Raw genomic sequence first — 26229 nt, forward strand, 5'->3', positions numbered from 1 at the left:
CCCATGCTGAGAGCCGCAGCGGCAGCCTTGGCGTTGCTGGTTCTGGCAACGGTTCAGCCCCGGGCGCAGGACGCCCCGCCCGCCCCCGTCAGGCCGCAGTTGCACCTGTCCCTGCCCCAGGGACAGGCGTTGGCGGCCCATGCGCTGCGCGGCGGCAACCCTGAACTGGCGCTGAAACTGTCCCGCGCACTGTTGCAGGCCGACCGCAAGAACCACATCGCCTGGCATCTGCGGGCGGCCGCTTATGGCCAGTCCGGCCAGCCCGCCAAGGGCCGCAAATCCGCCGCCCGCGCCTTTCGCCATGCGCCGGATGACACCAGCCGCTACCAGATGGCACAGCTGGCCTCGCGGCTGGCCTATCAGGCAGGCAGCCCCACGCTGTCGCAGTTCTGGCTGCGCCGCACCGCCATCTACGCGCCGGATCAACGCGTCGAGCAGCTGATCGCGCGCGACTACAAGACCCTGCGCCAGATCAACCCCTGGTCGTTCCGGATCAGCGGCGGGGTGAAGCCCTCCAGCAACGTCAACAACGGTTCCGATGCTGCAACCTTGCAAGTGGACGGGCTGGGCTCACATCAAAACCGCCTCGGCCCCCGCGCCATTGCCCTGTCGGGGTTGGTGGGCACACTGGATGTCGGCATCAGCCGCCGACTCGCGCAGAACGCGGCCCGTCGCACGACGCTCAGCGCGCGGCTGTATGTGCAGCGGGTGGCGCTGTCCTCCGACGCCAAAGCCAAGGCGCGCGAAGCCGCCGCGCTGACCCACACGACGCCACCACGCAACAGCGATTTCGGCTCCACCTACGGTGAGCTGACACTGTCCCATGCCTTTCGCGTCGGCGCCGCGGACAAGGGCGGCAGCGCCCGCCTGGCCCTGACAGCGGCCACCTCCTGGTACGGCGGCGAGCGCAACTACAACCTGGTCAAGGTCTCCGGCTCACGCGGCTGGGCGCTGTCGCCGCAAACCCGCCTGACCCTCAGTGCCAGCGCCGAACACCGACTCGCGCCGCAACGCCTGTCGCTGGACGCAAACGTGCTGGGACTGGGCGCGGCCCTGACCCGCAAGCTGGGCAATGGCGACAGGCTGAACCTGACGCTGGGCCTGCGCGACACCCGCGCAGAACTCGCTTACTCCGCCAACCAGACCGCCACCCTCCGGCTTGGCTATGACTTTCAGGACCGCATCGGCCCTGTCCGGGTCAGCACCGGTGTGATCCTTGGCAACGCCGACTACCCTGACCAGCTGTATTACAACGGCACCCTCTGGCAGCCAGTTCCCGGCGGACGCCGCGACAACTCTGCCTATGCGGATCTCAATCTGTTCTTTGAGGAGTACGACTACGCCGGCTTTGCCCCCACCCTGCGGCTGCGCGCGGGTAAACGGTTCTCCAACCTCAGCAAATACGACAGTTCGGAAGTCTCGGTCTCGCTGGGCATCCAGTCAAAGTTCTGATCTTGCGGCGACTTTTGCTGGCCTTCGCGCACAGCCGCGCTAAGGTGCCCGCGCAATCGCAAACAGGAGACGCCCATGCCCCTCAAGTATCTGCACACCATGGTCCGCGTGAAGGATCTGGAAAAGTCCATGGCCTTTTACCAACTGCTCGGCCTGAAAGAGACCCGCCGCATGGACTCCGAACAGGGCCGCTTCAGCCTGATCTTCATGGCCGCGCCGGGCCAGGAAGAAACCCCGCTGGAGCTGACCTGGAACTGGGACGGTGACGACGGCCTGCCCAGCGACAGCCGTCATTTCGGCCATCTGGCCTATGGCGTGGATGACATCTATGCCACCTGTCAGCACCTGATGGACAATGGTGTCACCATCAACCGCCCGCCGCGCGACGGTCACATGGCCTTTGTGCGCTCGCCCGACAACATCTCGATCGAGCTGCTGCAAAACGGCGACCGGCTGGAGCCTGCGGAACCCTGGGCCAGCATGGAAAACACCGGCCACTGGTAAACCCGAACCGCCCACCGCAGTGCCCCGCCACCGGATCGCCTGCGCGCGGTCGGCCGGGCAATGCCCATCGCGCAACGGCGGACATAAAAACACCGCGCAGCCTGGCTGGGCTGCCCGGACCATAGTAAACCGCCGCAATAGCCACCGCGGCAGTGCGCCTCTGTCTGCGCGCCGTGGGTTGCGGTCATCTGACCTCCGGAAATGGGGGAAGGGCGGTCACTTCTGCAACCTTCAGCCGTGGTCCTGTTCGACCCGGCGCCTGACCCTTTGATCCCATTCGGAACAGGGAATTTTCACATGTTCCGATGCCGCCTTGCGGTCTTTGCCGCCACATCCGGCTTGTCTCGCCTGCCAGGGTCTCCCCCCGGCCGGCCCTTCAGTAGATATAGCGGATCTGATCCGACCAATACCGCTCGACGCGCTTGAGCGAGGCGGTGATATCCGCGATGCCCTGCGACGAGATCACGTCCTTTCCTTCCAGCCCTTCGGCATGGCGGGCAAACAGCCCCGAGACGATGTCGCGGATCTCGCGGCCGCGCGGTGTCAGCCGCACCCGCACCGAGCGACGGTCGATTTCGCAGCGCTGATGGTGCATATAGCCCATCTCGACCAGTTTCTTCAGGTTGTAGCTCACGTTGCTGCCCTGGTAATAGCCGCGGGTTTTCAGTTCCCCGGCCGTCACCTCGTTGTCACCGATGTTGAACAGCAACAGCGCCTGGACCGCGTTGATTTCCAGCACGCCAACGCGTTCGAACTCATCCTTGATGACATCCAGCAGCAGACGATGGAGACGCTCGACAAGGGCCAGCGCCTCCAGATAACCAGTCATGAACCCTTTGCGGTCCGTCTGGTTGATTGGCAGTTCCATACTCATTCGCATCTCCGACTCGAATTTGCTCCTGAGCCAAGATGCCAACAATTTCCCAAAAATCGGTTAAGCCCGAATTTTATTATTTTTGGTGGGTTTGCGCTATTTCCCCGACCAGATCCCGGAACCGCTCAGGGGCGGGAACCTGCCCCGTAACCCATTGATACAAATCCTGATCATTCTCGTGCAGCAGCGCGTCATACTGGTCCAGCCGGGCCGCTTCCATTTGCGCAAGATTTGCCGCGGCATAGGCCGAAAGAAGGATGTCCATCTCCTTTATTCCGCGGCGCATCGAACGCATCTGCAACCGCTTCAGACGCACCTCGTGGGTCTCGCTCATTCTGCGCTCCCCAGTGCGTCTGCGCCACCGGCCGGGGCACTGGCGTTTTCCGCCGTCTGCAACAGCGTGCGCAGCTTCTTTTCCAGCCGGGCCGCGCGTTCTGCATTGGTGCGCATCTCACCGCGCAGCGCCCGCAGCTCACGCAGGATGCCGGCGAAATCGCCCAGATCCACATCGCCGCTGGCCGGTTCGGTCATGCCCTCACCCTCGCCCGTCAGCAGCCAGGACATCGACACGTTCAGCACGCCCGCCATCATCGTCAGCTTGTTGGCACGCGGCTCCGACAGGTCCTGTTCCCAGCCTGTCAGCGTCGCCTTCTTGATCCCCAACCGCCGCGCCAGCTGCGCCTGGGTCATCCCGGCCGCCTCGCGCGCTGCGGCGACCCGGTCCCCGAATGTTGCCGCGTCCGGTCCGTACCAGTCAGTCTCCTGCGCTTCCATCGTCGGATCTCCTATTGCTCGCTTGATCGCTGTTTAGGGGCACCCTATGACAGTTCCACAAAACATACAAACCGGGGCCTGTTTCATGTCATTTCTGTCCGATACCCTGTCGCGCGTCAAACCCTCGCCAACCATCGCCATGACCGCAAAGGCGACAGAGCTGAAGGCCGCCGGGCGCGATGTCATCGGGCTCAGCGCGGGCGAGCCTGACTTTGACACGCCGCAGAACATCAAGGACGCCGCCGTCGCCGCCATCGCCGCGGGCAAGACCAAATACACGGCCCCCGACGGCATCGCGGAACTGAAACAGGCCGTCTGCGCCAAGATGCAGCGCGACCACGGGCTGACCTACACGCCCGCGCAGATTTCTGTTGGAACCGGTGGCAAGCAGACGCTGTACAACGCGCTGATGGCCACCCTGAACCCCGGCGATGAGGTGGTGATCCCCGCGCCCTATTGGGTCAGCTATCCGGACATGGTGCTGCTCGCGGGCGGCACCCCGGTGGTGGTGGAAACCACGTTGGACAACAGCTTCAAACTGACGCCACAGCAGCTGGAGGCGGCAATCACCCCGCAGACCAAGTGGTTCATCTTCAACTCCCCCTCCAACCCGACCGGTGCGGGCTACAGCTGGGCGGAGCTGAAGGCGCTGACCGACGTGCTGCTGCGCCACCCGCACGTCTGGGTGATGACCGACGACATGTACGAACATCTCGCCTATGACGGGTTCGAATTCTGCACCCCCGCCCAGGTGGAGCCGCAGCTTTACGACCGCACGCTGACCTGCAACGGCGTCTCCAAGGCCTATGCGATGACCGGCTGGCGCATCGGCTATGCGGCGGGGCCGCAGACGCTCATCGCCGCCATGCGCAAGGTGCAGTCGCAGTCCACCTCCAACCCCTGTTCGGTCAGCCAATGGGCCGCAGTGGAGGCGCTGAACGGCCCCCAGGACTTTTTGGCCCCCAACAACGAGATCTTCGCGCGCCGCCGCAACCTTGTGGTCCAGATGCTGAACGAAATCGATGGCATCACCTGCCCGGTGCCCGAAGGCGCCTTTTATGTCTACCCGTCCATCGCCGGATTGATCGGCAAGACCACCCCGGCGGGCACGGTCATCGAAACGGACGAGGACTTCGCCACCGCCCTGCTGGAAGAGGCCGACGTGGCCGTGGTCTTTGGTGCCGCCTTCGGGTTGTCGCCGAATTTCCGCATCAGCTACGCCACCTCCGACGCGGCGCTGGAAGAGGCCTGCACCCGCATCCAGACATTCTGTGCCAAGCTGAGCTGAGGAGGACCCGGACATGAGCGCTGATCTGCCGGAGTATTATTTCCGCGTCCGCGAGAACGGCGCCTTTGTCTTTCGCATCGATGGCGAGAATCGCCAGCGCCGGATCGAGATGGACCAGATCGCGGTGGTCAACATCCGCAACGGCGAGATCAAGCCTCACGGACAGCGCCAGCTGTCGGAGCGCGACCTGGCCGAGATCACGTCCTGGATGGAAAGCCGTGCCGCCACCCTGTCGGCGCGTGACATCGACGACATTTACCGCACCATCGACCATCTGAACCTGACCGCCCATTGGGCCAACAGCCGCGCGACGGATGCGCAGCTGGAAGGGGTCACCGACGCGCTGTTGCTGGCAATGCACGACCTGCGCAGCGTGCTGGTGCGCAAAAAGGCTGACCGGCTGATGGCCGCGCAACAGGATGGCGGCAGCGGCGACAGCCAGTAGCTGCATGGGCTGACCACCCGTGGCACATGGGCCCGCAGGCGCTGCGCCAGTCACCCGCAGGGCAGCGACCGCACCCGAAACCGGAGCGTTTGCCCCCGCTCCCTCTGCCGCGGCTGCCGGAGTTGCCACAACGGTGACGATGGCGGCAGTCCCAGCCAATCCAGCGGTTTTGGAATGTCCAGCAGGCTCTGGTCCTGTAGCGGCGGGCGTTGCTCGGGCGGGGCCACCCCGGCCAGTGCCCCCGGTCGCCAGTGCCGGTTCAGCAACGTCAGCCCCTGACCGTCGCCGCGCAGGCGAAAGCCCGCGGTATCGCCGTTTCCGGCCCGGTCACGGATCTGCGGCACCTGATCCGGCCCGGACATCTGCCGACTGGCGATCTGGCAGATGTACAGCGCCGCCGCCTGCGCCTCTAGCCCGCCGCCTGTGGTGCTGCGCGACAGGGTGATGCTTTGTCCCGCTTTCACGCCCGCGCCTTGCACCGCGAACCCCAGCACCTGCGGCAGGTCCACAGGCTGCGTTTGCGGGCCGAACAGCCGTGGCTCTCCCTGCCATCCGTTGCCGCTGGCCAGTCGCAACCGATAGCGCCCCGGCGGCACCAGCACCCGAAAGAATTCACCGCCGCGCACATAGGCCGCCATCACCGCAACGCCGTCGGCCTCGCGTGCCAGGGTCAGGTAGTAATCCGCGCCCGACGGTGTCTTCAACTGCAAGGGAAACACCGCCGGCAGGCCACTGCGCTGCCACATCAGCCCCGCCCGCGGGCGCGGAACCTGCGGCTGCTGCGGCTCAGCGGCGGGTGCCCCGACGGCGGGCGTCCCGGCAGCCACCTGCGCGACTGCGGGCGGGATGCACAGGCCAGTCAACAGCATAAACAGCACGGCAGACCGCAGGCCCGCCGGAACCGGCCGGGCGTTCACTCGGCGATGTCCTCGGCCCAAAGCTGCGGCTTGTCGCGGATGAAGCGCGCCATCAGCGCGATACAGTCCGGGTCATCCGCAACCACCACCTCGACACCGCGTTCGCGCAGGAAATCCTCATTGCCACCGAAATTCTGCGCCTCGCCAATGACCACCCGCGGGATGCCAAACTGCACGATGGTGCCGCTGCACATCATGCAGGGCGACAGCGAGGTATAGAGCACCGTGTCGCGGTAGCTGGCCTGCCGCCCGGCGCGGCGCAGCGCGTCCATCTCGCCATGGGCAATGGGGTCCCCCTTCTGTACCCGCTGATTGCGCCCCTGCGCCAACACCTGCCCGTCCCGCGCCAGCACCGCGCCGATTGGGCAGCCGCCCTCGTCAAAGCCTGCGCGGGCCTCCTCATAGGCAATGCGCAACAAGCGGCGATCATCCTCAGTCAACATTGGCGGCCCCTTTCCTGCTCTGGCGGCACAGGCTCAGCCTGCACCCGCCCTGCAAACCGGTCAAGCCGCCCGCCTCAGGCGCGGGCGGTGCCCACGGTGCCGATGATCCGCCCCCAGAAGCGCCACATCAGGAACACCCCCGCCGTCGACAGCCCGGCGACCAGCCCGACCCAGACGCCGATGCCGCCCCAGCCCAGCACGAACCCCATGACGTAGGAGGCCGGGATACCCACAGCCCAATAGCTGACCACCGCGATCACCAGCGGCACCGCCGTGTCCTGCACCCCGCGCAACAGCCCCAGCGCCACAACCTGCATGCCGTCCATCAGCTGGAACAGCGCCGCCATCGCCAGCAGCCCGACACCGATCAGCACGATCTGGTCCTTCTGCGGGTCGGCCGGATCCAGAAACAGCGAAATCAGCCACTCCGGCAGCAGCAGGAAGGCGCCCACCCCCAGCACCGAGAACGCCAGCGACATCACCGTCACCACCTTGCCCCCCAGCGCCATATGCGCCCGGTCGCCGCGCCCGAAGGCGTTGCCGACGCGGATGGTCGCCGCATTCGACAGCCCCAGATGCGCCATGAACGCCAGCCCGCCCAGCGACACCGCAATACCATGCGCGGCCAGCGGCACCGTGCCCAGCCAGCCCATCATCATCGCCGAGGCCGCAAACAGGCTGCTCTCGGCCACCGTGGTCAGCCCGATCGGCGTGCCCATGCGCAGCACCTTGCCCAGCATCTCCCAGTCCGGGCGCTGGAAGTTCTTCAGCAGCTCATGCTCCGGCAGCGCCCGCAGCGCATAGGCCAGAACCAACACAAACGACACCCCGTTGGTCACCACAGAGGCCAGCGCCGCCCCGGTGACCCCCAGCTCCGGCGCGCCCCAATTGCCAAAGATCAGCGCGTAGTTCACCAGCGCGTTCAGCACCGCGCCGAACACCGACATCCACAACACGATCTGTGTGCGCTCCAGCGCCGCCAGGTAGGATTTCGCCACCATATAGAGCAGCGCCGGAAAAATCGCCCAGCCGGCGATCCGCAGATATTCGGCCGCATCCTGCGCCACCTGCGGCTTCTGACCCAACATCAGAAGGATCGGCTCCGACCACCACAACAGTGGCATCGACAGCGCCCCGTACAACAGCGACAGCCACAGCCCCATGCGGGTCGAGCGGCGGATCTGGCGCTCTTCTCCGGCACCGGCCGCCGCCGCCACCATCGGCATCACCGCAAAGGCAAAGCCCGACCCCAAAAGGAAGATCGAGAAGAAATAGGTCGAGCCCAGCGTCACTGCCGCCAGCGCCTCCACCCCGTACCAGCCCAGCATCACCGTATCGGTAAGGCCGATGGCAAACTGCGCCACATGGCCACCGATCAGCGGCAGCCCCAAGATCGCCAGCGCGCGGGCATGGCCGCGTGCCGTCATCACCGTTGCTTTGTTATCCGTCTTCTTCATGCGCCAGCATTAGGCCCGGTCGTGCGCTCCGGCAAGGGCAGAGTTTCCTTGCCCGCGCACAGGCCTATGGTGGTAAACTGCACACCATTGCCCGCCCAGGAGCCCGCCGCCATGCAAGATCCCTTTGCCCCGCTGATCCCCGACGCCCGCGCCTTTTTGGCAGAGCTGGCCGAGACCAACAGCCGCGACTGGTTCACCGCCAACAAATCCCGCTACGAGGCGCAGCTGCGCACCCCCGCCCTGCGGCTGCTGGATGAGGTCGCCCAGGCGATCACCCGCCGCACCGGCGCACAGGTTTCGGGCAAGTTGTTCCGCCCCCAGCGCGACATCCGCTTTTCCAAGGACAAGACCCCCTACAAGACCCATCTGCATATGCTGTGGTCGATGCGCCCCGCGGACGGCGCCGCGGAGTGCGCGCTGTTTTTCGGCATCGACACCGCGCGCTGCACCACCGGCGGCGGCGTCATGGGGTTCAGCCCGGCGCAGATCCCCCGCTGGCGCGCAGCGGTCGATGGTGCAACGGGGGATGAGGCGGCGGCGCTGGTGGACATCCTTGCGCTCAAGGGCTTTGCCACCCGCCCGCCAGAGCTGAAGCGCACGCCCGCGCCCTATGGCAAGGCGCATCCTCACGGCGATCTTCTCCGTCGCAAGTCGCTGACTTTCTGGCATGATCTCAGCACATCCGAGCAAGCCGCACCGATGGCGGCAGTGATGACGGCGCAGCTGACACTGGCGCCAGCCTTTGCCCTGCTGCAAGACGCCCTGCGGGGCTGAACGGCTAGAGCGCGCGCAGCATGATCTGACCGGCCAGGATGGCCACCACGGCACCGGCCAGGATCTCCAGAAGCGCCGCCGCCCGCAGCGCGCCACGCCCCTGCAACTGCGCCAATGCCCCCTGGCGCAAGGTCACTGCGGCCACCGCCACGGCCACCGTCACCATGGCCGTGCCCAGCCCCATGACAAAGACGCCGGCAACGCCCGCCCACAGCACCCCCATGCGCCAGGTCAGCAGCAGCAGGAACACCGCCCCGGTGCAGGGCCGCAGGGCCACCGCGCCCACCACCGCCAGCGCATCGCGCAGCGAGCGCACACGCGCGGCTTCCTCCAGCGTTGGCCCGTGCCGGTGCCCGCAGGAAGCGCAGACGCCCGCGCGCTCGTGGTGGTGGTGCCCGTCGTCATGAAGGTGGCCGTCGTCATGAGGGTGGTGATCGTGGTGGTGGTGGAGACCATCTCCCGCGGACGACCCGCCGACCTCCCCGGCCCCGACTCCAGCTCCAGCCCCCGCCCTGCCCCCGGCCAGCACCGGTTGCGAACTGGCGCTGACCAGCAGCCGCCGCAGCCCGCGTGCCAGCAGCCACAGGCCCACCAGCGCAATCAGCCCGTAGGACAGCGGCGCCAGCACCTGTTCGGCCATGTCGGTCAACTGTTGGCGGCCCCAGTCCAGCAGCAACAGCCCGCCCGCGACCAGCACCACCGCCGTCGCCGCCTGCGCCAGCGAGGCGGCCACCGCCAGCCCCGCCAGCCGCATCAGCGGCACCCGCCGCCCCATGCCATAGCCGCCGATCACCAGCTTGCCATGTCCCGGTCCCGCCGCATGAAAGAACCCATAGGCAAAGCACAGGCCCAGCAGACCCGCCAGCGCGCCCGGCTCGCCGCCGCGCAAGGCCCGCAAGCCCCGCGCCATGGCGTTCTGCGCCTGCCGCTGTCCCTCAGCGGCCCAGCCCGCCACCTCCTGCGCGCCGCCAAATCCCCACAGCCAGATCGCCAGCACCGCAACGCCCAGCGCCGCCAGGGACAAAACGCTCCGCACCCTCAGCCCTCGCACCGCAGCCGCACCACATCGGCGAATTTCTCCCCCACCTTGGGGAACTCCGTTTCCGCCTGCTGTGTCGGCATCGCGTACAGCAGCTCTTCCACCTGGCTATAGGCCGCATCCAGATCCGGCGGCGTCACCTCGCCGCGGCAACCACCCGACACCTCCAGCCCGAGATTGAGCGTATAGGCCGTGTAGTAGGTCGGATCGTAGGCCTTCAGCACTACGCCGTCCGCCGCCACCGGCTGTGTCAGCGCCCGCCGGTGCCGGGTGGTGATCCGCCCATCCTCGACCACCGTCGACACATGCTCCGGCGCGCCCAGCGCCAGCGGCTTGCCTGCGCGGGTCACATAGGAGTCGCCTTCAAAATCGGGCAGCCAGGCCAGGTCGAACCCCTGCAACTGCGCCAGCTCCGTCTCTGTCAGCGCACCGTCGTAATCACTGTCCAGCCCGCGGTCCTCAAAGATCAGCAGCGAGTAGAACTCATCATAGGCCCAGGTGATCTCCACCGCCTCCAGCGCACCGGAGGCCGAAACCTGCACCTTCAACGCGGTATCGACAAAAATATGCGGATGCGCCGCGGCCGCCCCTGGCAGCAAGGCAGCGCTCAACAGCAAGTGGTGCAAAACTCTCATGCCCCAGATCTACGCCCGCTGCGCGCCCGCCGCAACCGTGACAGGGACGCGCACGGCGCAGATCTGCCCAGCGCAACAACAGCGTAAAATAACCGACACCGTCACGCCGAAACAAAGTTGACTTTAACACTCGGAAATCCTATGCCCACCGCCGGAGCCAGCAAGACCGTCCAGCACGCATCCTTTTCTGAATGCACAAAACTGGACCTGGACAATGGCTCTGCGCACGCCCCCTCGCCTTTCACCCTACGCCTCATTGCTGCTCGGCACCTGCCTGGCCGCCCCCGCCCTCGCCGGTCAACCGACGCTGCTGCTGGACGAGATCGTGGTCTCCACCGACCGCGCAGGCGGCACGTCGCAGGACATTGCCGCCAATGTCACCGTGATCAGCGCAGAGGAACTGGACACCCGCGGCGTCAAGGATCTGGAGGATCTCTTGCGCAACGTGCCGGGGGTGACCATCTCGCGTCAGACCTCGGCCACGGACCCGTTCAACACCATCGGCGGCATCACCATCCGCGGCGTTGGCGGCAACCGGGTCGCGTTGCAGGTGGACGGCGCGCGGGTGGCGGAACGGATCACCGATGGCACCCGCGACTACGTCGACTTTTCCTTCACCCAACAGGCAGAGGTGGTGCGCGGGCCTGCCTCCGTAAAATGGGGTGCCGATGCGCTTGGCGGGCTTCTGGCCCTGCAAACCCTGGACCCCGAGGACGTGCTGCAAGGCAAAGACCGTGCCGGGACCACAAAACTGTCCTATGACAGCCTCACCCGCGGCACCCAAGCCGAGGCGATGCTGGCCCAGCGCTTCAGCGACCAGCTCTCCGTCCTGCTGGGCGTAAAGCGCGGCGAAGCGCATGAGATCGAGAAATCCAATGCCCGCGCCGATGGCGGTGCCTACGGATGCCCGCGCAACATTGCCCACGGCGCCACCCACTGCGGCGCGCTGGATCCGACGGACATCGCCACCACCCGCGCCCTCGCCAAACTGGTCTGGACCCCCAACGCCCAGCACCGGCTGGAAGTCAGCGCCGATCACCTGGACCGCTCCACCGATGTGGGGCAGAAACAAGATCTGGGTCCGGTTTATTCCAGCTTCACCGGCGCCCCGACGGGCGAAGTCATCCACAGCCGCGATCGTCACCTCGACCTGTCGCGCCAGCGCTTTGGCCTGGAACACAGCTGGACCCCGACACAAGGCTGGCTGGACGCGGTAAAGACCACCCTCGCCTATGTGCCGCACAGCTATGAGAGCCTCAGCTTCAAATCCTCCACCTCCACCACCGGGGACAGCCTGCGCACCACCGACATCCTGACCTATTCCGAGGACTTTCATGAACTCGACATTCAGGCCACCAAATCCTTTACCACCGGCACCGTCGACCATCACCTGGTCTTCGGCTTTGACAGCGACTATGCCACCACCGATTACCAGCGGATTTCGCGCAGCCACAACCTGACCACAGGCACCCACAGCGAAACCCGCGCCGGTGGGTTCAACTTTGCCAATACCGAAACCACCCGCGCCGACATCTATGCCGAAAACCGCATGACATTTGCGGGCGGCCGGTTTGAGCTGACACCGGGCCTGCGCTTTGCCAGCTACCGGATCACGCCCCGGCCGGATGCCGATTACCAGGTGGTGCCGGGGGCCGAACCCGTCACCCGCAAGGACAGCGAGCTGCTGGCCAGCCTTGGTGCGCAATACCACATCAACGACAGCTACTCCGTCTGGGCAAAATACGGCGAGGGTTTCAAGATGCCCACCGCCCAGCAGCTGTTCCAGTCGCTGGATTCCACCTTCTTCGATCTGGTGCCCGCGCCGGGCCTGCGCCCCGAGCGCGTCAAAAGCTATGAAGTCGGCCTGCGCCATGAACACCAGCGCGGCTACACGGCGGTGAACCTGTTCAAATCCGACTACAACGACTTCATCCAGAGCTTCTACAACATTCCCGGCACCAGCCAGTACACCTATCGCAACTTGTCGGACGTCTCGATCTGGGGGCTGGAGATGTCCGGTGCCCAGGATCTGAACGACCGCAGCTGGCTGACCTACGCCGCCGCCTGGCAAAAGGGCACCCAGCGCGCCAATGCCAGCGCCGCCGAGACACCGCATGACCTCGCGCCGCTGACCGCAACCCTGACCTACGGCTATGCGCTGCCCCAGTACGACCTGACCCTGGAGGCGGTGGCCACCGTCGCGAGCCGGGTCAAGGAAACCGCTGATCCCGATGGGTTCAAACCCGGCGGCTATGCCTTGCTGGATCTGTACGGCACATGGCAGATCGCACCGCAAGCGGCGCTGATCTTTGGTGTGCAGAACGTCTTTGACAAACGGTATTTTACCGCGGATGCCATCGGCCGCACCACCAGCCCCTCGGAGGCCGTCGCCCGATCCAACCCGCTGGAGCTGATGACCGGCGCTGGCCGCAGCTTTCAGGTCAGCCTGAACGTGGGCTTCTGATGCGGATCCTGTTTGGCAGGCTGTACCGCCTGGCCCGGCTTGCGGCCTCCGGGCCGCAGGCGTGGCGGGGGCTGGTGGTCTATGCCACGGTTCTGGGCCTCGGCTTTGTCGGGGTCTGGACCAGCGTGCTGATGATCGCTTGGAACAAACGGTTCTTTGATGCGGTGGAACAGCTGGACCTTGCCACCACCCTGCGCGAGCTGGGGGTGTTCTTTGCCATCACCGGTTTGCAGGTGGTCTTGTTCATTGTCGGGGATTACCTGCGCAAACGACTGTTGCTGCGCTGGCGCACCCAGCTGACCAACCGCGCTCTGGCCGCCTGGACCGACACCCGCGCCTATTGGCACCTGCGCCCCGGCCTGTCGCCGCAGGCCATCGACAACCCCGACCAGCGCGTGGCAGAGGACTGTCGCCAGTTTGTCGACAAGCTGCTGCTGTTGTCGCTGGACCTGATTGAAAACTGCGTCTCCATCGTCAGCTATCTGGTGGTGCTCTGGGGGCTGACCGATTTTGTGCTGGGCCTGCCCGTGTTCGGCACCGACCTGGCCGTGCCGCATTATCTGGTCTGGCTGGCCTTTTTCTATGTCGGCCTCTCCAGCGCCATCACCCACCTGATGGGGCGCCAGTTGAAACCGCTGTTCTTCCGCCAGGAACGGCACGAGGCCGACTTTCGCCACGCGCTGGTACAGCTGCGCGACAACGCGACTGAAATCGCCCAATGCGGCGGCGAAGGCGCCGAGCTGCGCCGTCTGACCCAGCGTTTTCAGGGTATCCGCCACAACTGGCTGGACCTGATCCGCCGCGAGGCGATTCTGAACCTCTTTCACCGCCCCTATTTCCAGACCGTGCTGCGGGTGCCCATGTTCTTTTCCCTGCCCGCCTATTTTGCCGGTTTCGTGACCTTCGGCGGCATGATGCAGCTGGCGGGCGCCTTTGGAAGGGTCACTCAGACGCTCAGCTGGTTTATCTTCAACTACAAGGCCATCGCCGAAATCGCCGCCATCGCGGAACGTCTGGACCAGCTGTTCACCAGCACCCGCGCGCCCGCCCCGATGCCCGATGTGCCCCGCGCCATCCGCCACGCCACATCCCCTGACGAAGCCCTCCATGTGCGCGGGCTGACGCTGTTCACCCCGCAAGGGCGCGCGTTGGAGACGACCCCGGATGTCACGCTCCGCCCCGGCGCGGCGGTCTGGATCCATGGCCCCTCCGGCAGTGGCAAAACCACCTTGCTGGCCGCGCTGTCAGGGCTGTGGCGCTATGGCCTGGGCGAGATCCTGACGCCCAGCTCCGACATCCTGTTCCTGCCGCAAAAGCCCTATCTGCTGCCCGACGGGCTGGCGCAGGCCGCCTGTTACCCCGCCGATCCGGCGGATGTGGACCCCGCGCGCCTGCGCCAAGTGCTGCTGGACATCGGCCTCAGCCACCGTCTGCCCCTGCTCGACCAACCCGGCCCCGCCGCGCTGGAAGGGCTGTCGATGGGCGAACGCCAGCGACTGGCTCTGGCGCGGGTGTTGCTGACCCGGCCCGACTGGATCGTGCTGGACGAGGCCACCAGCGCTTTGGACCGCGCCAGCGAGAGCCGCCTGCTGGCCCTGCTGCGCCGCGAACTGCCGCAGGCCACGATCCTGTGTGTGTCCCACCACGAACCCCACGGCCTGGCCCCGTTTGACCACTGGCACATCGGCCGCAACATCCCTGACGAAAGACAAATCGCATGACAGACACAGACAGCCCCCCATCCCAGACCGAACGCGGCTGCTGGACCCTTTGCGCGGCTGCGCCCGATGCGCTTCTGGCACGGCTGCCGCAGATGGACCGGGTGATGCTGACGATCCGGCAGGACGGCCTGCTGCATGAACGGCTGGGCCGGATCCGCGAGGTGCGGATCGCGGACGATCACATCCTGCTCCGCGACGCTGCGCAGATCACCCGCATCCCGCGCGACCTGCTGGCCGGGGTGCGCCTCGATGTCAGCGCCGAGATGCGCGGCAAGCTCTATCCCCGGCTGGAGTTTCTGAACACCGCCGGCAGCCATGTGTTCTCCGTCACCGGGCTGGAGGGCGCTGCCCCTTTCCTCACCCCGCTTGCCGCGCTGGCGCGCACGCCGCTGCAGGTGCCCCGCCCAAAGACCGCCGAAGCCACCCCCGAGGATCCCACCGACCGCGATCCCGCGTTGCACCTGCTGACCCGCCTGCAACAGAAGGGAACCCAGGTGCGCATCACGGCTTGCCAGCACGGCATCAGCCAGACGTGGCAGGGTGTGATCGACCGGTTGATGCCCATGGGCGGCCATGTGAACATCATCACCAAACCCTTTCACCTGCATCTGCGCGCTGGCCTCGTCGTCGCCTGGGACAGCACGCAGGGCAGACATATCGCGCTTGGCGCAGACCGGCAGCCTCTCGGACTGGAGATTTCTGAAACATGACCCCCGGCACCTGGTTCACCCCCGGCACGCAGGCCCTGCTCAGCCATCAGGAGGTGCTCGCCCGCGCCGCCCGTCAGCAGGCGGTCTTGCTGGGCGAAAGCCACGACAAAGCGGACAACCACCGCTGGCAGATGCACGTATGCGCGGGCCTGCTGGCGCACCGCCGCGATCTGGTGCTCGGGTTTGAGATGTTCCCCGCCCGGCTGGACCCGGTGCTGGCCGAGTGGGTCAGCGGCACGCTCAGCGAAGCGGAGTTTCTGGAGCGCGCGGAATGGAGCACGGTCTGGGGCTTTGATGCAGAGCTGTACATGCCGATCTTCCGCTTTGCCCGCGACTTCGGGCTGGAGATGATCGGCCTCAACTGCCGCCGCGCCCTGGTCACCGAGGTCGGCCGCGACGGCTGGGAGAACACCCCCGAAGACGCCCGCGAAGGGCTGACGCCCGCAGCGCCCGCATCAGCGGCCTATCGCCAGTATCTGTATGACATCACCGGCGGGCAGCGCGACGGGCGCGCGGCGCAGTCGGCTGATGACCCCGCCTTTGACCGTTTCGTGCGCGCCCAGCAAACCTGGGACCGTGCCTTTGCCTGCCGCATCGCGGACCGCGTCGCTGCCAGGGACGCGCCGCTGGTCGTCGGCATCATCGGTCGCGGCCATCTGGAATACGGCGGCGGCACCCCGTTCCAGCTCGACCACCTCGGCGTCACGCAGACGATGGTACTGCTGCCGCATGCGGCGCAGGACGGCCACCATTCAGGTCAAGCCGACGCCATGTGCCTGATGCCGTGCTGCCCGGACCAGCCCACCGCAGCGGGCTAGGCCCCTGCCCGCTCCCCAGCCTCTCGCGCGACCGCGGCAATGGCGGCGCGCACATCCGCCGCGCGGCTGCGGTGATTGGTGATCGCCGCCCGCAGCAGCACCCGGCCATCCGCGCGGGTGGTGGAGAACACAGCCTCGCCGCTTTCCTGCAAGGTCTGCGCGATATGCGCATTCAAACGGGACTGCTCCTCGGGCGGCAGGTCCGCCCGGGCGGTGAAGACGCAGATATTCGACACCACCGGTGCCGCCAGCGCCATGTCGGCCTGGGCCTCCACCTCTGCCGCCATATACGCGGCCAGTTCGCAATTGCCGGTGATCGCTTCCGAAAACGCCGCCTCGCCATAGGTTTCCAGCGCCGTCCAGACCTTCAGCGCCCGGTTGCCACGGCTGAGGTCAATGCCATAGTCGCAAAACCACGGCTCTCCTCCTGCCAGCCCGCGCGCCGCGCCCTCCAGATAGGCAGGCCGCGCCGCAAAGGCGGCTCTGTGCTCGGCCTCGTTGCGCAGCAGCGCCATGCCGCAGTCATAGCCGACATACATCCACTTGTGAAAATCCAGCGCGATGCTGTCGGCCCGGCCGATGCCATCGGACAGCGCACGCCACGGCGCCGCCGCGATCCGTGTCCAGGCCCCAAACGCCCCGTCCACATGCAGCCACAGGCCCAGTTCGGCGGCCGCATCCGCCAAGGCGTTCAGGTCGTCAAACAGGCCCAGATCCACCGACCCCGCCGTGCCAACCACCAGAAACGGCAGCGCCCCCGCCGCCTTGTCCTCGGCCACCATCCGGGCCAGCGCCGCGCAGTCCATCTTGCCGTCTACCAGCGGTACCTTGCGCAGATTGTCCGCGCCGAGTCCCAGCAGCTCCACCGCCTTCACCGTTGCATTATGCACGCCCTCCCCGGCATAGGCGGTCAGCCGCACAGCCCCCTGCCCGGACTTGCGCAGCTCCGGCAAGGCCCGCAGCCGCGCCGCCTGAAAGGCAATCACCGTCGCCTGGGACGTGCCGGTCACCAGCAGGCCGCTGGCGCCCTCCGGCATGCCCATCCTGGCCCGCGTCCAATCCACCACCGCGCGCTCCATGTGGTTCGCGCCATGATCGCGCCCGCCCATGTTGGCATTGACCGCCGCCGCCGCAACCGAGGCAATCAGATCGCTCGCCAAGCCCGACCCCTGCACCCACCCCCAGAACCGCGGATGCGTGTTGCCGCCATGATAGGGCAGCACATCACGAATGATGCGGTCCACCACCGCTTGCGGCCCCTGCGCCGCGCCGCGCAGCGCGTAGCGGGCCGCGATGTCGTCCGGCACCGGTTGCCAGGGGTGATCCGCCGCCTGCTGCACCTGGTCCAGCGCCGCGTCCAGCATGCGCTGTGCCTCGGCGCGCAGGGCCGCCCAGTCTTGCGTCCTGATTCCCGTCTCCGTCACCCGCGCGCCCTCCACTTGCCGCCATCCGCTGGCCGCAGGTGTAGCCCGCAGGCCGCCCCGCTGCACGGAGAATATCGCCGCAGCCGCCACGCGCCGCAGCCCAGCGCGCAGCCGGTTCACCAGTGATCCCGTCGCCCGGCGGCCCGCAGCGCATAAGTTTCAAGACGATACCAAGTCCGTTCTTTGCTTATCCACAGCCCCTTGCGTCCCTCTTCCACCCGGCCCCAACACCTGCCATAATGACCGTCAACCAAAACCAAGGAAGAGCAGCTCCCGCACATGGCCGACGACCTCCTCAGCACGCCCGCAGCCGAGACCTATGACGCCTCCTCCATCGAGGTTCTCGAAGGTCTCGAACCGGTCCGCCAGCGCCCCGGCATGTACATCGGTGGCACCGATGAGCGCGCCCTGCATCACATGGTGGCGGAAATCCTCGACAACTCGATGGACGAGGCCGTCGCCGGCCACGCCAACCGCATCGAGGTGACGCTGCACGCCGACTACTCCGTCACCATCTCCGACAACGGCCGCGGCATCCCGATCGACCCGCACCCCAAGTTCCCCGACAAATCCGCGCTGGAGGTGATCCTGTGCACCCTGCACGCGGGCGGCAAGTTCTCCGGCAAGGCCTACCAGACCTCGGGCGGTCTGCACGGCGTCGGCTCCTCGGTGGTGAACGCGCTGTCGGATTCCATGGTGGTGCAGGTCGCCAAGAACAAGGAACTGTTCGAACAGCGTTTCTCGCGCGGGTTGCCGCAGGGCCCGGTGGCGAAAATCGGCGCCGCACCCAACAAGCGCGGCACCTTCGTCACCTTCCACGCCGACGAGGAAATCTTCGGCTCCCACCGCTTCAAACCCGCCCGCCTGTTCAAGCTGGTGCGCTCCAAAGCCTACCTGTTCTCCGGCGTCGAGATCCGCTGGAAGTCTGAGATTGACGACAATGAGACCCCGGTGGAGGCCACCTTCCACTTCCCCGGCGGCCTCAAGGACTACCTGACAGAGGTCCTCGGCAAATCCTCCGTCTATGCAGACGCACCCTTTGCCGGCAAGGTCGAGTTCCGCGAGAAGTTCGGCGCGCCGGGCTACGTCGAATGGGCAATCAACTGGACGCCCTCGCGCGACGGTTTCACCCAAAGCTACTGTAACACCGTGCCCACGCCCGAGGGCGGCACCCATGTCACCGGCTTCTGGTCCGCGATTCTCAAGGGCATCAAGGCCTATGGCGAACTCGTCGGCAACAAGAAGGCAGGTCAGATCACCCGGGACGACCTGATGGCGGGCGGCTGCGCGCTGGTCAGCTGCTTCATCGCCGACCCGGCCTTTGTCGGCCAGACCAAGGACCGCCTGTCCTCCGAGAGCGCCAACAAGATGGTGGAAAACTCGGTTCGCGACCATTTCGACAACTGGCTGGCGGCCGACACCAAATCGGCGGGCGCCATCCTCGATTTCCTGATCCTGCGCGCCGAAGAACGGCTGCGCCGCAAGCAGGAAAAAGAGACCCAGCGCAAATCGGCGACCAAAAAGCTGCGCCTGCCCGGCAAGCTGACCGACTGCACCGCCAAGAACCGCGCGGGCACCGAGCTGTTCATCGTCGAGGGCGACTCGGCCGGCGGCTCCGGCAAGGGCGCGCGCAACCGCGAATACCAGGCGCTGCTGCCGCTCAAGGGTAAGATCCTGAATGTGCTGGGCGCGGCCTCGAACAAGCTGGGCTCCAACGCCGAGATCAACGATCTTTGCGAAGCGCTTGGCGTTGGGCTTGGCACCAAGTTCAACCTTGATGACCTGCGCTATGACAAGATCATCATCATGACCGACGCGGACGTCGACGGCGCCCATATCGCGTCCCTGTTGATGACCTTCTTCTTCACCCAGATGCGGCCCTTGATCGACAACGGCCACCTGTATCTGGCCTGCCCGCCGCTGTTCCGCCTGACGCAAGGAGCGAAGCGCGTCTACTGCCTCGACGAGGCCGAGCGCGACATGTGGCTGGAGAAAGGTCTGGGCGGCAAGGGCAAGATCGACGTCAGCCGCTTCAAGGGTCTGGGCGAAATGGACGCCAAGGATTTGAAAGAGACCACGATGGACCCCAAGACCCGGAAATTGATCCGGGTGACCATCGACGAGGACGAGCCGGGGGAGACCGGCGACCTGGTTGAACGTCTGATGGGGAAAAAGCCCGAGCTGCGCTTCCAGTATATTCAGGAGAACGCGAAGTTCGTGGAGGAGCTGGATGTTTAGAGAATTGTAACATGGAATACTTAGAAATCATTTTACCGACACTCCTTCTTCTAATTGCCTTTAGCTACAAGAATGTAGTCGACAAAAGGTTTAAAATGGCAGGCTTCATAGAACGCGCCCTAGAAGTCCCCGTCGAGATTGTATTTCTGTCCGCAAGCTTTCTTGTCGCATACACACTCAAAGATATTAACAATCACGCCTTCGGACTCCTCTCACTTCTAATCGGAATTCTAATAACAACCCTGGTATACATTACCAGCAAAAGGTCACATGAAGCGTTCCTCAATGATGAGCTAGGCTCGTGTAAATTGTTTGCTGCGTGCAGCTTTTTACCTTCGCTTTTCTCGTATTTCTTTTGCGTCAAACTACTGGTGGCATGATGATATCCGACGACCTCAGATACCTGCTGGAGACCTCTGCAATTCAGGCCATTATTCAAGCTGTCGTCTTTACCGGAATGGCAGTACTCGTTCTCCGAGTGGCGTTTTCAAATTACATGAAAATAAAGGAAGTTCAGTACCTGAATGCTGAGCGCCGGGTGCGACTTGATGCGCTGCGCTCAAGTAAAGAGTCGCGAATTTATGATCTAGTAGATGAGATGACTAGCTCTGATAAACGCTGGAACGAAGCAAACCGCGTAGTACTCGACTCTGCTGCCAGCTTGAGAGACACAAGGCAGGAAATTACATCTTACGACTTCAATCGACCTATCAAGCCTACTAACTTCCTGCAAAAAATGGGCATTTCCGAAAAGGAAATAACCGTTGAGCCAGGCACCGTTTTCTACCTAACACCATTCCATGACGAATTTCAAAAAACATACGAATCAGTGCAAGAAGCCGCAAGTGACATAGGACTCTCCTTGTCCCGCGGAGATGAAGAGTTTACCGACGGCCCTATAACACGCCACATTATTAAAAAGATATGCCGAGCACATTTTATTGTCGCAAACCTAGACGGAAGAAATCCAAACGTCTTCTACGAGCTCGGATTAGCCAACGCATTCGGAAAACCAATTGTGATGATCGCACACAGAAACACTAAAACACCGTTTGATGTTTCTGTTGACCGAACATTATTCTGGAACACTCGACGTGAACTACAAAACGAACTTACAAAACTACTCGCGCGACTTGTAGTTTCTGACAACATCCCCAAAGAGCGTCGCGAGCCCACTTAACTTCAACGATCTTGGGTCCCATTTAGCATTGTCAAATACTCTCGCCGAAGGCATCCACCGTTAGGTCTGCGCCTGTCTGGGCTGGCGCGAATGCGCCTGCCGGGGGGCAGGCAGGCGCAGACCGGGCCGCAAGCGACCCAGTCAAGGTGCCTCGTACCCCCGTTGCGCCAACCCCCAATCCACCGCACGCCCCGCTTGCGCACCCTTAACCCCAGCCTGCCATACTCCAAGGCGTCGCGACACCGGTGCGGACTGACACCCCGCACCACCAGGAGATACGGGAGCCCCCGAGACCACCTCTTCATCGGGTGCAGGGGTTCTCCGCAAACGGCAAGCTTGCCAGCGGACATGGGGCCCAGCGCCCCGGCCCGGCCCTCCGCCTCCGGCCCCTGCGGGCCCTTGGCGGCGCCGCCACCCCTGTTCGGCCAGGACAGCACGGCCGACACGACATGCCAACCCGCGCAGGCCCGCCCGACACGGCCAGCGCGCACACCGCCCCAAACCAGCCCCCGGCCGGCGCTCCCGCCCGCCGGGCCAAACCTGCACGCCGCTGACAGATCCGTGAGGGGCGTTGCCCGTACCATGGATCCCTTCCTATGCTTGGCGCAGCCAGACAGGAGTGCGACCATGGCCTTCATCGCCGACAATCAGCTGCCCCTGCTGCTGCTGTTCTTTCTCGCAGGCCTGATCGGCACCGGCTTCCTGTTCCGCAAACCGGCAGGCCACCGGGCCTGGAAACTTGCGGATCTGGTCTGGGTCGTGCTGGGCGGCTTTGGCGCGCTGGCGGCGGTGATCTCCGGCATCTACGCCGCCGACTCATCAAAACTCGAACGCCAGATCGACATCGCCTATGCCGCAACGGCGGCCTTTGACCGTGACGCCGCCCGCTTTCGCCTGCGCTTTTGCGACCCCGCCTACGACGCGGCCATCGCCACCCTGTGCGACAAGGTCGAGTTCCTCTCCGCCTCCACCGCGGGCAATGCCGAGCTGCCGCTGTTCATCGCCGTAACCGATGAGATCGCACCGCTGCGGGGGCTCAGCGTCCTGCTTGGCCCCTCCCGCGCAGAAACGGACGACATGGCAGCCATGAAAGCCCGCGCTCGCGCCTTTGACCCGGACGCCTTTGTGGTCTTCACCGCGCTGGACGGCCCCGCCGAGGCCGCGGTCGACACCCTGCGCCGCAAAGTGCCCGCCATAGCCGGGGATTTCCTGATCCTGGCGCGCGCGTATGACGACCTCATCGCCCATGTGGCCAAGCTCAAGAACGAATGGGATTACCTGCAGGCAAACGCCCATATCCTGGGGTTGCAGATCATCGCGCTCTGCCTCGTCAGCTTTGCCGCACCGTTCCGGTTGGGCAAATCCATTGTCGAGCTGCGCCGCCGCAGCTAACCTCTCCCTGCCCCCTCCCGGTTCAGGAGCCTGCCCACGTGATCCGACTGCTGCTCTTGACCCTTGCGCTGCTTGCCGCCTGCGGTCGGCCACTGACAGACCAGGAACGCAGCTACCTGTCGGGGCTGCACGGCAACACGCTGGATCTGGACCGCGTGCGGATCGTGCGCGGCGCGCCGGTGGCAGCGGTCACCTTTCGGCGCACGCCCCGCGCCCGGCTCACCTGCCGCGAACGAATCCTGCCGCCGATGAAGGAAGAGGTGGTCACCTCCTCGCCCGCCGCGGTGGCGCTGTTCAACCGGATCTTCTTTGCCCGGATCTGGTACGCCGAGGACTACCTGCCGGAGTATCCCGAACGCCTGCACCTGGTCGAGACGATGCTGCTTGCGCATGAGGCCACCCATGTCTGGCAGTGGCAAAACCGCCGTCGCACCGGCTATCACCCCTTGCGCGCCGCAGCCGAGCACGGCAACCGCCGCGACCCCTATCTGTTCGAGATGGACGTGGGCACTGCGGATTTCCTCAGCTACGGCTTTGAACAACAGGGCGCCATCATCGAGGAATACGTCTGCTGCCGCGCGCTCGCACCGCGGGCGCCTCGCACCCGACGCCTGCATGCGATGCTGAAGCAGCAGATGCCCGTCCGCCCGCTGCCACAAAGCCGCGAGAGCGACGTCTACCTGCCGTGGAAAGGTGTGGAGCTGCGCGGCATCTGCGATTGAGCCCGTCGCAGCCGCGAAAACCGGCCCGGACCCCACATGGGGCTCGGGCCATCAGACCTGCGCAAGCACCCGCTGCGCCTAGCCGGACACTTTCTTGACGAACTGCGATTTCAGGCCAATCGGGCCAACGCCCGGCACCTTGCAGTCAATGTCGTGGTCGCCGTCGACCAGCCGGATCCCGCGCACCTTGGTGCCGACCTTGATGGTCGATGAGGTGCCCTTCAGCTTCAGATCCTTGATCACCGTCACGGTATCACCATCCTGCAGAAGATTGCCGACGCTGTCGCGCACCTCTCGCACCGCCTCGACCGCCGCAGCGTCAATCGCGGCCCATTCATGCCCGCATTCAGGACAGATCAGGAGGGCATCCAGCTGGTAGGTATAGGCAGAGGCGCAGTCGGGGCACGCGGGCAAGGTCTCACTCATGCACCGGCCCTAGACCGATTGCGCGGCCACGACCAGCCCCAATCGCACCACACCTGCACCGCCGCTGTTGTCGGCTGGCAACAATGGCGCCGCTCACCCCTTGCCGGTAATGCGGATGTTGCCCTGCAACTGGGCGCCGCTTTCGGTTGCCATGGCGCGGGCTTCCACATCCGCGGTGACCTGCGCGCTGGCGGACAGGCGCAGATCCTCGCAGGTGATCTTGCCGCTGTAACGCCCCTCAACCGCAACCTGCTGGGCGCTCATGGCGCCATCGACCCGGCCACCGGCGTGCACCGTGACCGACTGCGCCGTCAGATCCCCGACCACGCGGCCACGGACCTCGACACTGCCGTTGCTGGAACTGACATTGCCCTCAACGGTCACGTCTTCTTCGATAATGGATTTCACCACGGGTTCGCCCTTTTCTTCGTTGTCCGGCAAGAATGTCCTGCCAAATCTATCCTGCTATCCGCTGTTTGGCCACCGGTTCCCCGGAACCCAAGCGCCGCCCTGCCGAGCGGCGCTCAGACCGGCACAAGCAGACCGTTCTCCAGCTTCACCTGCCGGTCCATCCGCGCCGCCAGCTCCAGGTTGTGGGTGGCGATCAGCGCCGACAGTCCGGTGTCCCGCACCAGATCCATCAGCACTGCAAAGACCTGGTCCGAGGTGCCGGGATCCAGATTGCCCGTCGGCTCATCCGCCAGCAGGATGCGGGGGCTGTTGGCCAGCGCCCGGCAAAAGGCCACCCGCTGCTGCTCGCCCCCCGACAGCGCCGCCGGGCGGTGATCCGCCCGCTCCGCCAGGCCCACGGTCGCCAACAGCTTTGCCGCCCGCGCCGCCGCCGCCTGTTGCGACGCGCCATTGGCCAGCTGCGGCAGCACGATGTTTTCCAGCGCGCTGAATTCCGGCAGCAAATGGTGAAACTGGTAGACAAAGCCGACTTCCTGACGGCGCACGCGGGTGCGGCGACGGTCGCCCTTGCCGGTGATATCCTCGCCCGCCACACGCACCGTGCCTGCGTCCGGCGTGTCCAGCAGCCCGGCGATGTGCAGCAAGGTCGACTTGCCCGCCCCCGACGGAGCCACCAGCGCCACCACTTCGCCCGCGCGCAAGGCAAGATTGGTGCCGCGCAGCACCTCCACCTCGCCCGGGGTGCCGCGCAGGTAGGATTTGCGGATCCCCGTCAGCTCCAGCGTGATCTCACTCATAGCGCAGCGCCTCCACCGGGTTCATCCGCGCCGCACGCCGGGCCGGGAAAATGGTCACGAAAAACGACAGCCCCAGCGACAGAGCCACCGCTGACAGAACATCCGCCAGCCGCAGCTCGGCCGGCAGCGCATAGAGGCCGCGGATCGACGGATCCCAGACGCCGCCGCCCATCACATAGTTCACGAAAGAGAAAATCGGATCGATATAGATGGCAAACAGGCAGCCCAACACGACGCCGCAGACCGTACCGATCACGCCCGTGAACGCGCCGCAGATGAAGAACACCCGCATCACCGACCCTTCGCTGAGGCCGATGGTGCGCAGGATTCCGATGTCGCGGCCCTTGTTCTTGACCAGCATGATCAGGCCGGAAACGATGTTCATTGCCGCGATCAGCACTAGGATCGACAGGATCACGAACATCACGTTGTCCTCCACTTCCAGCGCCCGCAGAAACCCGCCCGAAGCATCGCGCCACGTCCAGACCCCGGCGTTGCCGCCCGCCGCCTGCAGGACCGCATTGGCCACCTCGTCCAGGTTTTCGGGGTCTTCCACCATCACCTCAATCTCATCCGCCGCACCCTCGCGGTTGAAGAAGCTCTGCGCCTCGGCAAACGGCAGGTAGACCCGCGTGCGGTCGATGTCCCAGCGCCCGGCGGTGAAGATATAGACCACCTCATAGGCGTTCACCCGCGGGCTGGTGCCAAAGGCGGTCTTGATCCCGTTGGGCGAGATCAGCTTAATCTTGTCGCCCACCGCCACGCCCAGTTCCCGCGCGATGCCAGAGCCGATGGCGATGCCTTCCTCGAACCGCGCAAGATCGCCCAGGGCCTCTTCGCTGTGTGCCACGCCGGGGATGCCGCGAATGTCCTGCGCCGAGATGCCAAAGACCTCGACGCCCGCGTTGCGCTGGCGCAGGTTGGCCATCACCTGCCCCTTGACCAGCGGTGCTGCCCGCACCACGCCGGGGACATCAGCGACCCGCGCGGCCAGCGCCTCGTAGTCTGTCAACGACCGGTCCAGCGCCCCGGCCGCGTTGACCTCGCCATAGGAATAGACCGTGACATGCGCGTTGGCGCCCAGAATGGTGCCCACGAATTCCGACCGGAAACCAGAGCGCACGGCCAGCGTCGCGATCAGCGCAAACACCGCCAGCGCAATGCCCACAAGGCTGATCCAGGTCATCACGCTGACGCCGCCTTCGGCCTTGCGGGCGCGCAGGTATCGCCAGGCGATGATCCATTCAAAACGTGAAAACGGCGGTGGTGTGGTGGCCATGTGTGGTCCTGCCCGGAAATTTTGCCTGCAACCTGTGCTGCCTAA

Annotated in this window: 26 protein-coding genes; 13 read left to right on the forward strand and 13 right to left on the reverse strand. The window is 65.3% G+C overall.

What is annotated here, in order from left to right; translation table 11 throughout:
- Positions 1-3 precede the first annotated feature (3 nt).
- Together AC0IPL_RS04155 and AC0IPL_RS04160 are read left to right on the forward strand one after the other, a co-directional pair.
- Positions 4-1452: a surface lipoprotein assembly modifier gene (locus AC0IPL_RS04155; protein ID WP_474272376.1), complete on the forward strand. Its 1449-nt coding sequence runs from the start codon at positions 4-6 to the stop codon at positions 1450-1452.
- Positions 1453-1527: 75 nt separating this feature from the next.
- A complete protein-coding gene (locus AC0IPL_RS04160; RefSeq protein WP_474272377.1) occupies positions 1528-1956 on the forward strand; it encodes a VOC family protein in 429 nt (142 codons plus the stop codon).
- Positions 1957-2332: 376 nt separating this feature from the next.
- Here AC0IPL_RS04160 and AC0IPL_RS04165 read toward each other — a convergent pair whose 3' ends face one another.
- The 3 genes from AC0IPL_RS04165 to AC0IPL_RS04175 all read right to left on the reverse strand — a co-directional run bounded on the left by AC0IPL_RS04165 (position 2333) and on the right by AC0IPL_RS04175 (position 3604).
- Positions 2333-2830 (reverse strand): MarR family winged helix-turn-helix transcriptional regulator, encoded by a 498-nt coding sequence (locus AC0IPL_RS04165; protein WP_474272378.1) that lies wholly within the window; start codon positions 2828-2830, stop codon positions 2333-2335.
- 76 nt (positions 2831-2906) lie between these two features.
- On the reverse strand, positions 2907-3164 hold the full coding sequence (locus AC0IPL_RS04170; protein WP_474272379.1) for a succinate dehydrogenase assembly factor 2: 258 nt from the start codon (positions 3162-3164) through the stop codon (positions 2907-2909).
- Positions 3161-3604 carry a helix-turn-helix domain-containing protein gene (locus AC0IPL_RS04175; protein ID WP_474272381.1) on the reverse strand — a complete coding sequence of 148 codons (444 nt, stop codon included), beginning with the start codon at positions 3602-3604 and terminating at the stop codon, positions 3161-3163. The genes AC0IPL_RS04170 and AC0IPL_RS04175 overlap by 4 nt, the downstream gene beginning before the upstream one ends.
- Positions 3605-3689: 85 nt before the next feature.
- On the opposite strand from AC0IPL_RS04175, the gene AC0IPL_RS04180 reads away from it, so the two are divergent.
- Together AC0IPL_RS04180 and AC0IPL_RS04185 are read left to right on the forward strand one after the other, a co-directional pair.
- Positions 3690-4892 (forward strand): pyridoxal phosphate-dependent aminotransferase, encoded by a 1203-nt coding sequence (locus AC0IPL_RS04180; protein ID WP_474272382.1) that lies wholly within the window; start codon positions 3690-3692, stop codon positions 4890-4892.
- Between the two features lie 13 nt (positions 4893-4905).
- Positions 4906-5337, forward strand: coding sequence for a hypothetical protein (locus tag AC0IPL_RS04185; RefSeq protein ID WP_474272383.1), 432 nt, complete (start codon positions 4906-4908; stop codon positions 5335-5337).
- Positions 5338-5387: 50 nt separating this feature from the next.
- Here the strand turns inward: AC0IPL_RS04185 and AC0IPL_RS04190 are convergent, their stop codons facing one another.
- The 3 genes from AC0IPL_RS04190 to AC0IPL_RS04200 form a co-directional block, all read right to left on the reverse strand.
- Positions 5388-6254 (reverse strand): hypothetical protein, encoded by an 867-nt coding sequence (locus AC0IPL_RS04190; RefSeq protein WP_474272384.1) that lies wholly within the window; start codon positions 6252-6254, stop codon positions 5388-5390.
- Complete coding sequence (locus AC0IPL_RS04195) at positions 6251-6697, reverse strand: nucleoside deaminase (protein WP_474272385.1); 447 nt, start codon at positions 6695-6697, stop codon at positions 6251-6253. The genes AC0IPL_RS04190 and AC0IPL_RS04195 overlap by 4 nt, the downstream gene beginning before the upstream one ends.
- Before the next feature lie 74 nt (positions 6698-6771).
- Positions 6772-8154 (reverse strand): MATE family efflux transporter, encoded by a 1383-nt coding sequence (locus AC0IPL_RS04200; protein ID WP_474272386.1) that lies wholly within the window; start codon positions 8152-8154, stop codon positions 6772-6774.
- A 111-nt stretch (positions 8155-8265) separates the two neighbouring features.
- On the opposite strand from AC0IPL_RS04200, the gene AC0IPL_RS04205 reads away from it, so the two are divergent.
- Positions 8266-8928 carry a TIGR02453 family protein gene (locus AC0IPL_RS04205; protein ID WP_474272387.1) on the forward strand — a complete coding sequence of 221 codons (663 nt, stop codon included), beginning with the start codon at positions 8266-8268 and terminating at the stop codon, positions 8926-8928.
- Between the two features lie 4 nt (positions 8929-8932).
- Here the strand turns inward: AC0IPL_RS04205 and AC0IPL_RS04210 are convergent, their stop codons facing one another.
- Together AC0IPL_RS04210 and AC0IPL_RS04215 are read right to left on the reverse strand one after the other, a co-directional pair.
- A complete protein-coding gene (locus AC0IPL_RS04210; protein WP_474272389.1) occupies positions 8933-9964 on the reverse strand; it encodes a nickel/cobalt transporter in 1032 nt (343 codons plus the stop codon).
- A gap of 2 nt (positions 9965-9966) precedes the next feature.
- Complete coding sequence (locus AC0IPL_RS04215; protein WP_474272390.1) at positions 9967-10602, reverse strand: DUF1007 family protein; 636 nt, start codon at positions 10600-10602, stop codon at positions 9967-9969.
- A gap of 214 nt (positions 10603-10816) precedes the next feature.
- Here AC0IPL_RS04215 and AC0IPL_RS04220 point away from each other — a divergent pair, with 214 nt between their 5' ends.
- The 4 genes from AC0IPL_RS04220 to AC0IPL_RS04235 are packed head-to-tail and all read left to right on the forward strand — an operon-like array spanning position 10817 to position 16315.
- Positions 10817-13066: a TonB-dependent hemoglobin/transferrin/lactoferrin family receptor gene (locus AC0IPL_RS04220; protein WP_474272392.1), complete on the forward strand. Its 2250-nt coding sequence runs from the start codon at positions 10817-10819 to the stop codon at positions 13064-13066.
- On the forward strand, positions 13066-14787 hold the full coding sequence (locus AC0IPL_RS04225) for an ABC transporter ATP-binding protein/permease (protein ID WP_474272393.1): 1722 nt from the start codon (positions 13066-13068) through the stop codon (positions 14785-14787). Before AC0IPL_RS04220 ends, AC0IPL_RS04225 begins: the two co-directional genes overlap by 1 nt.
- Complete coding sequence (locus tag AC0IPL_RS04230) at positions 14784-15497, forward strand: hypothetical protein (RefSeq protein WP_474272395.1); 714 nt, start codon at positions 14784-14786, stop codon at positions 15495-15497. The genes AC0IPL_RS04225 and AC0IPL_RS04230 overlap by 4 nt, the downstream gene beginning before the upstream one ends.
- A complete protein-coding gene (locus tag AC0IPL_RS04235; RefSeq protein WP_474272397.1) occupies positions 15494-16315 on the forward strand; it encodes a ChaN family lipoprotein in 822 nt (273 codons plus the stop codon). The genes AC0IPL_RS04230 and AC0IPL_RS04235 overlap by 4 nt, the downstream gene beginning before the upstream one ends.
- On the opposite strand, the gene AC0IPL_RS04240 is transcribed toward AC0IPL_RS04235, so the two are convergent.
- A complete protein-coding gene (locus tag AC0IPL_RS04240) occupies positions 16312-17739 on the reverse strand; it encodes a pyridoxal phosphate-dependent decarboxylase family protein (protein WP_474272398.1) in 1428 nt (475 codons plus the stop codon). The two genes, AC0IPL_RS04235 and AC0IPL_RS04240, sit on opposite strands and share 4 nt — an antisense overlap.
- Positions 17740-18018: 279 nt before the next feature.
- Between AC0IPL_RS04240 and parE the strand changes: the two genes are divergently transcribed.
- From parE to AC0IPL_RS04260, 4 genes are all read left to right on the forward strand, one after another.
- Positions 18019-19977 carry a DNA topoisomerase IV subunit B gene (parE, locus tag AC0IPL_RS04245; RefSeq protein ID WP_474272399.1) on the forward strand — a complete coding sequence of 653 codons (1959 nt, stop codon included), beginning with the start codon at positions 18019-18021 and terminating at the stop codon, positions 19975-19977.
- A gap of 319 nt (positions 19978-20296) precedes the next feature.
- A complete protein-coding gene (locus AC0IPL_RS04250; protein WP_474272401.1) occupies positions 20297-21157 on the forward strand; it encodes a hypothetical protein in 861 nt (286 codons plus the stop codon).
- Positions 21158-21784: 627 nt separating this feature from the next.
- Positions 21785-22549 (forward strand): hypothetical protein, encoded by a 765-nt coding sequence (locus tag AC0IPL_RS04255; RefSeq protein WP_474272402.1) that lies wholly within the window; start codon positions 21785-21787, stop codon positions 22547-22549.
- Between the two features lie 38 nt (positions 22550-22587).
- A complete protein-coding gene (locus AC0IPL_RS04260; RefSeq protein ID WP_474272404.1) occupies positions 22588-23271 on the forward strand; it encodes a hypothetical protein in 684 nt (227 codons plus the stop codon).
- Between the two features lie 78 nt (positions 23272-23349).
- Here AC0IPL_RS04260 and AC0IPL_RS04265 read toward each other — a convergent pair whose 3' ends face one another.
- The 4 genes from AC0IPL_RS04265 to AC0IPL_RS04280 form a co-directional block, all read right to left on the reverse strand.
- On the reverse strand, positions 23350-23697 hold the full coding sequence (locus AC0IPL_RS04265) for a zinc ribbon domain-containing protein YjdM (RefSeq protein WP_474272405.1): 348 nt from the start codon (positions 23695-23697) through the stop codon (positions 23350-23352).
- Positions 23698-23790: 93 nt separating this feature from the next.
- On the reverse strand, positions 23791-24138 hold the full coding sequence (locus AC0IPL_RS04270) for a bactofilin family protein (RefSeq protein ID WP_474272406.1): 348 nt from the start codon (positions 24136-24138) through the stop codon (positions 23791-23793).
- 83 nt (positions 24139-24221) lie between these two features.
- Positions 24222-24905, reverse strand: a complete 684-nt coding sequence (locus AC0IPL_RS04275; protein ID WP_474272407.1) for an ABC transporter ATP-binding protein — start codon at positions 24903-24905, stop codon at positions 24222-24224.
- Positions 24898-26184, reverse strand: coding sequence for a lipoprotein-releasing ABC transporter permease subunit (locus tag AC0IPL_RS04280; RefSeq protein ID WP_474272409.1), 1287 nt, complete (start codon positions 26182-26184; stop codon positions 24898-24900). Before AC0IPL_RS04280 ends, AC0IPL_RS04275 begins: the two co-directional genes overlap by 8 nt.
- Positions 26185-26229 lie beyond the last annotated feature (45 nt).

It is taken from the genome of Leisingera sp. SA32 (genome assembly GCF_056033425.1).

Excerpts from the sequence above, each read along its gene's own strand:
- AC0IPL_RS04155 (WP_474272376.1), top strand. The coding sequence starts at position 4 with ATGCTGAGAGCCGCAGCGGCAGCCTTGGCGTTGCTGGTTCTGGCAACG.
- AC0IPL_RS04160 (WP_474272377.1), top strand. The coding sequence starts at position 1,528 with ATGCCCCTCAAGTATCTGCACACCATGGTCCGCGTGAAGGATCTGGAA.
- AC0IPL_RS04165 (WP_474272378.1), bottom strand. The coding sequence starts at position 2,830 with ATGAGTATGGAACTGCCAATCAACCAGACGGACCGCAAAGGGTTCATG.
- AC0IPL_RS04170 (WP_474272379.1), bottom strand. The coding sequence starts at position 3,164 with ATGAGCGAGACCCACGAGGTGCGTCTGAAGCGGTTGCAGATGCGTTCG.
- AC0IPL_RS04175 (WP_474272381.1), bottom strand. The coding sequence starts at position 3,604 with ATGGAAGCGCAGGAGACTGACTGGTACGGACCGGACGCGGCAACATTC.
- AC0IPL_RS04180 (WP_474272382.1), top strand. The coding sequence starts at position 3,690 with ATGTCATTTCTGTCCGATACCCTGTCGCGCGTCAAACCCTCGCCAACC.
- AC0IPL_RS04185 (WP_474272383.1), top strand. The coding sequence starts at position 4,906 with ATGAGCGCTGATCTGCCGGAGTATTATTTCCGCGTCCGCGAGAACGGC.
- AC0IPL_RS04195 (WP_474272385.1), bottom strand. The coding sequence starts at position 6,697 with ATGTTGACTGAGGATGATCGCCGCTTGTTGCGCATTGCCTATGAGGAG.
- AC0IPL_RS04200 (WP_474272386.1), bottom strand. The coding sequence starts at position 8,154 with ATGAAGAAGACGGATAACAAAGCAACGGTGATGACGGCACGCGGCCAT.
- AC0IPL_RS04205 (WP_474272387.1), top strand. The coding sequence starts at position 8,266 with ATGCAAGATCCCTTTGCCCCGCTGATCCCCGACGCCCGCGCCTTTTTG.
- AC0IPL_RS04215 (WP_474272390.1), bottom strand. The coding sequence starts at position 10,602 with ATGAGAGTTTTGCACCACTTGCTGTTGAGCGCTGCCTTGCTGCCAGGG.
- AC0IPL_RS04220 (WP_474272392.1), top strand. The coding sequence starts at position 10,817 with ATGGCTCTGCGCACGCCCCCTCGCCTTTCACCCTACGCCTCATTGCTG.
- AC0IPL_RS04225 (WP_474272393.1), top strand. The coding sequence starts at position 13,066 with ATGCGGATCCTGTTTGGCAGGCTGTACCGCCTGGCCCGGCTTGCGGCC.
- AC0IPL_RS04230 (WP_474272395.1), top strand. The coding sequence starts at position 14,784 with ATGACAGACACAGACAGCCCCCCATCCCAGACCGAACGCGGCTGCTGG.
- AC0IPL_RS04235 (WP_474272397.1), top strand. The coding sequence starts at position 15,494 with ATGACCCCCGGCACCTGGTTCACCCCCGGCACGCAGGCCCTGCTCAGC.
- parE (WP_474272399.1), top strand. The coding sequence starts at position 18,019 with ATGGCCGACGACCTCCTCAGCACGCCCGCAGCCGAGACCTATGACGCC.
- AC0IPL_RS04255 (WP_474272402.1), top strand. The coding sequence starts at position 21,785 with ATGGCCTTCATCGCCGACAATCAGCTGCCCCTGCTGCTGCTGTTCTTT.
- AC0IPL_RS04265 (WP_474272405.1), bottom strand. The coding sequence starts at position 23,697 with ATGAGTGAGACCTTGCCCGCGTGCCCCGACTGCGCCTCTGCCTATACC.
- AC0IPL_RS04275 (WP_474272407.1), bottom strand. The coding sequence starts at position 24,905 with ATGAGTGAGATCACGCTGGAGCTGACGGGGATCCGCAAATCCTACCTG.
- AC0IPL_RS04280 (WP_474272409.1), bottom strand. The coding sequence starts at position 26,184 with ATGGCCACCACACCACCGCCGTTTTCACGTTTTGAATGGATCATCGCC.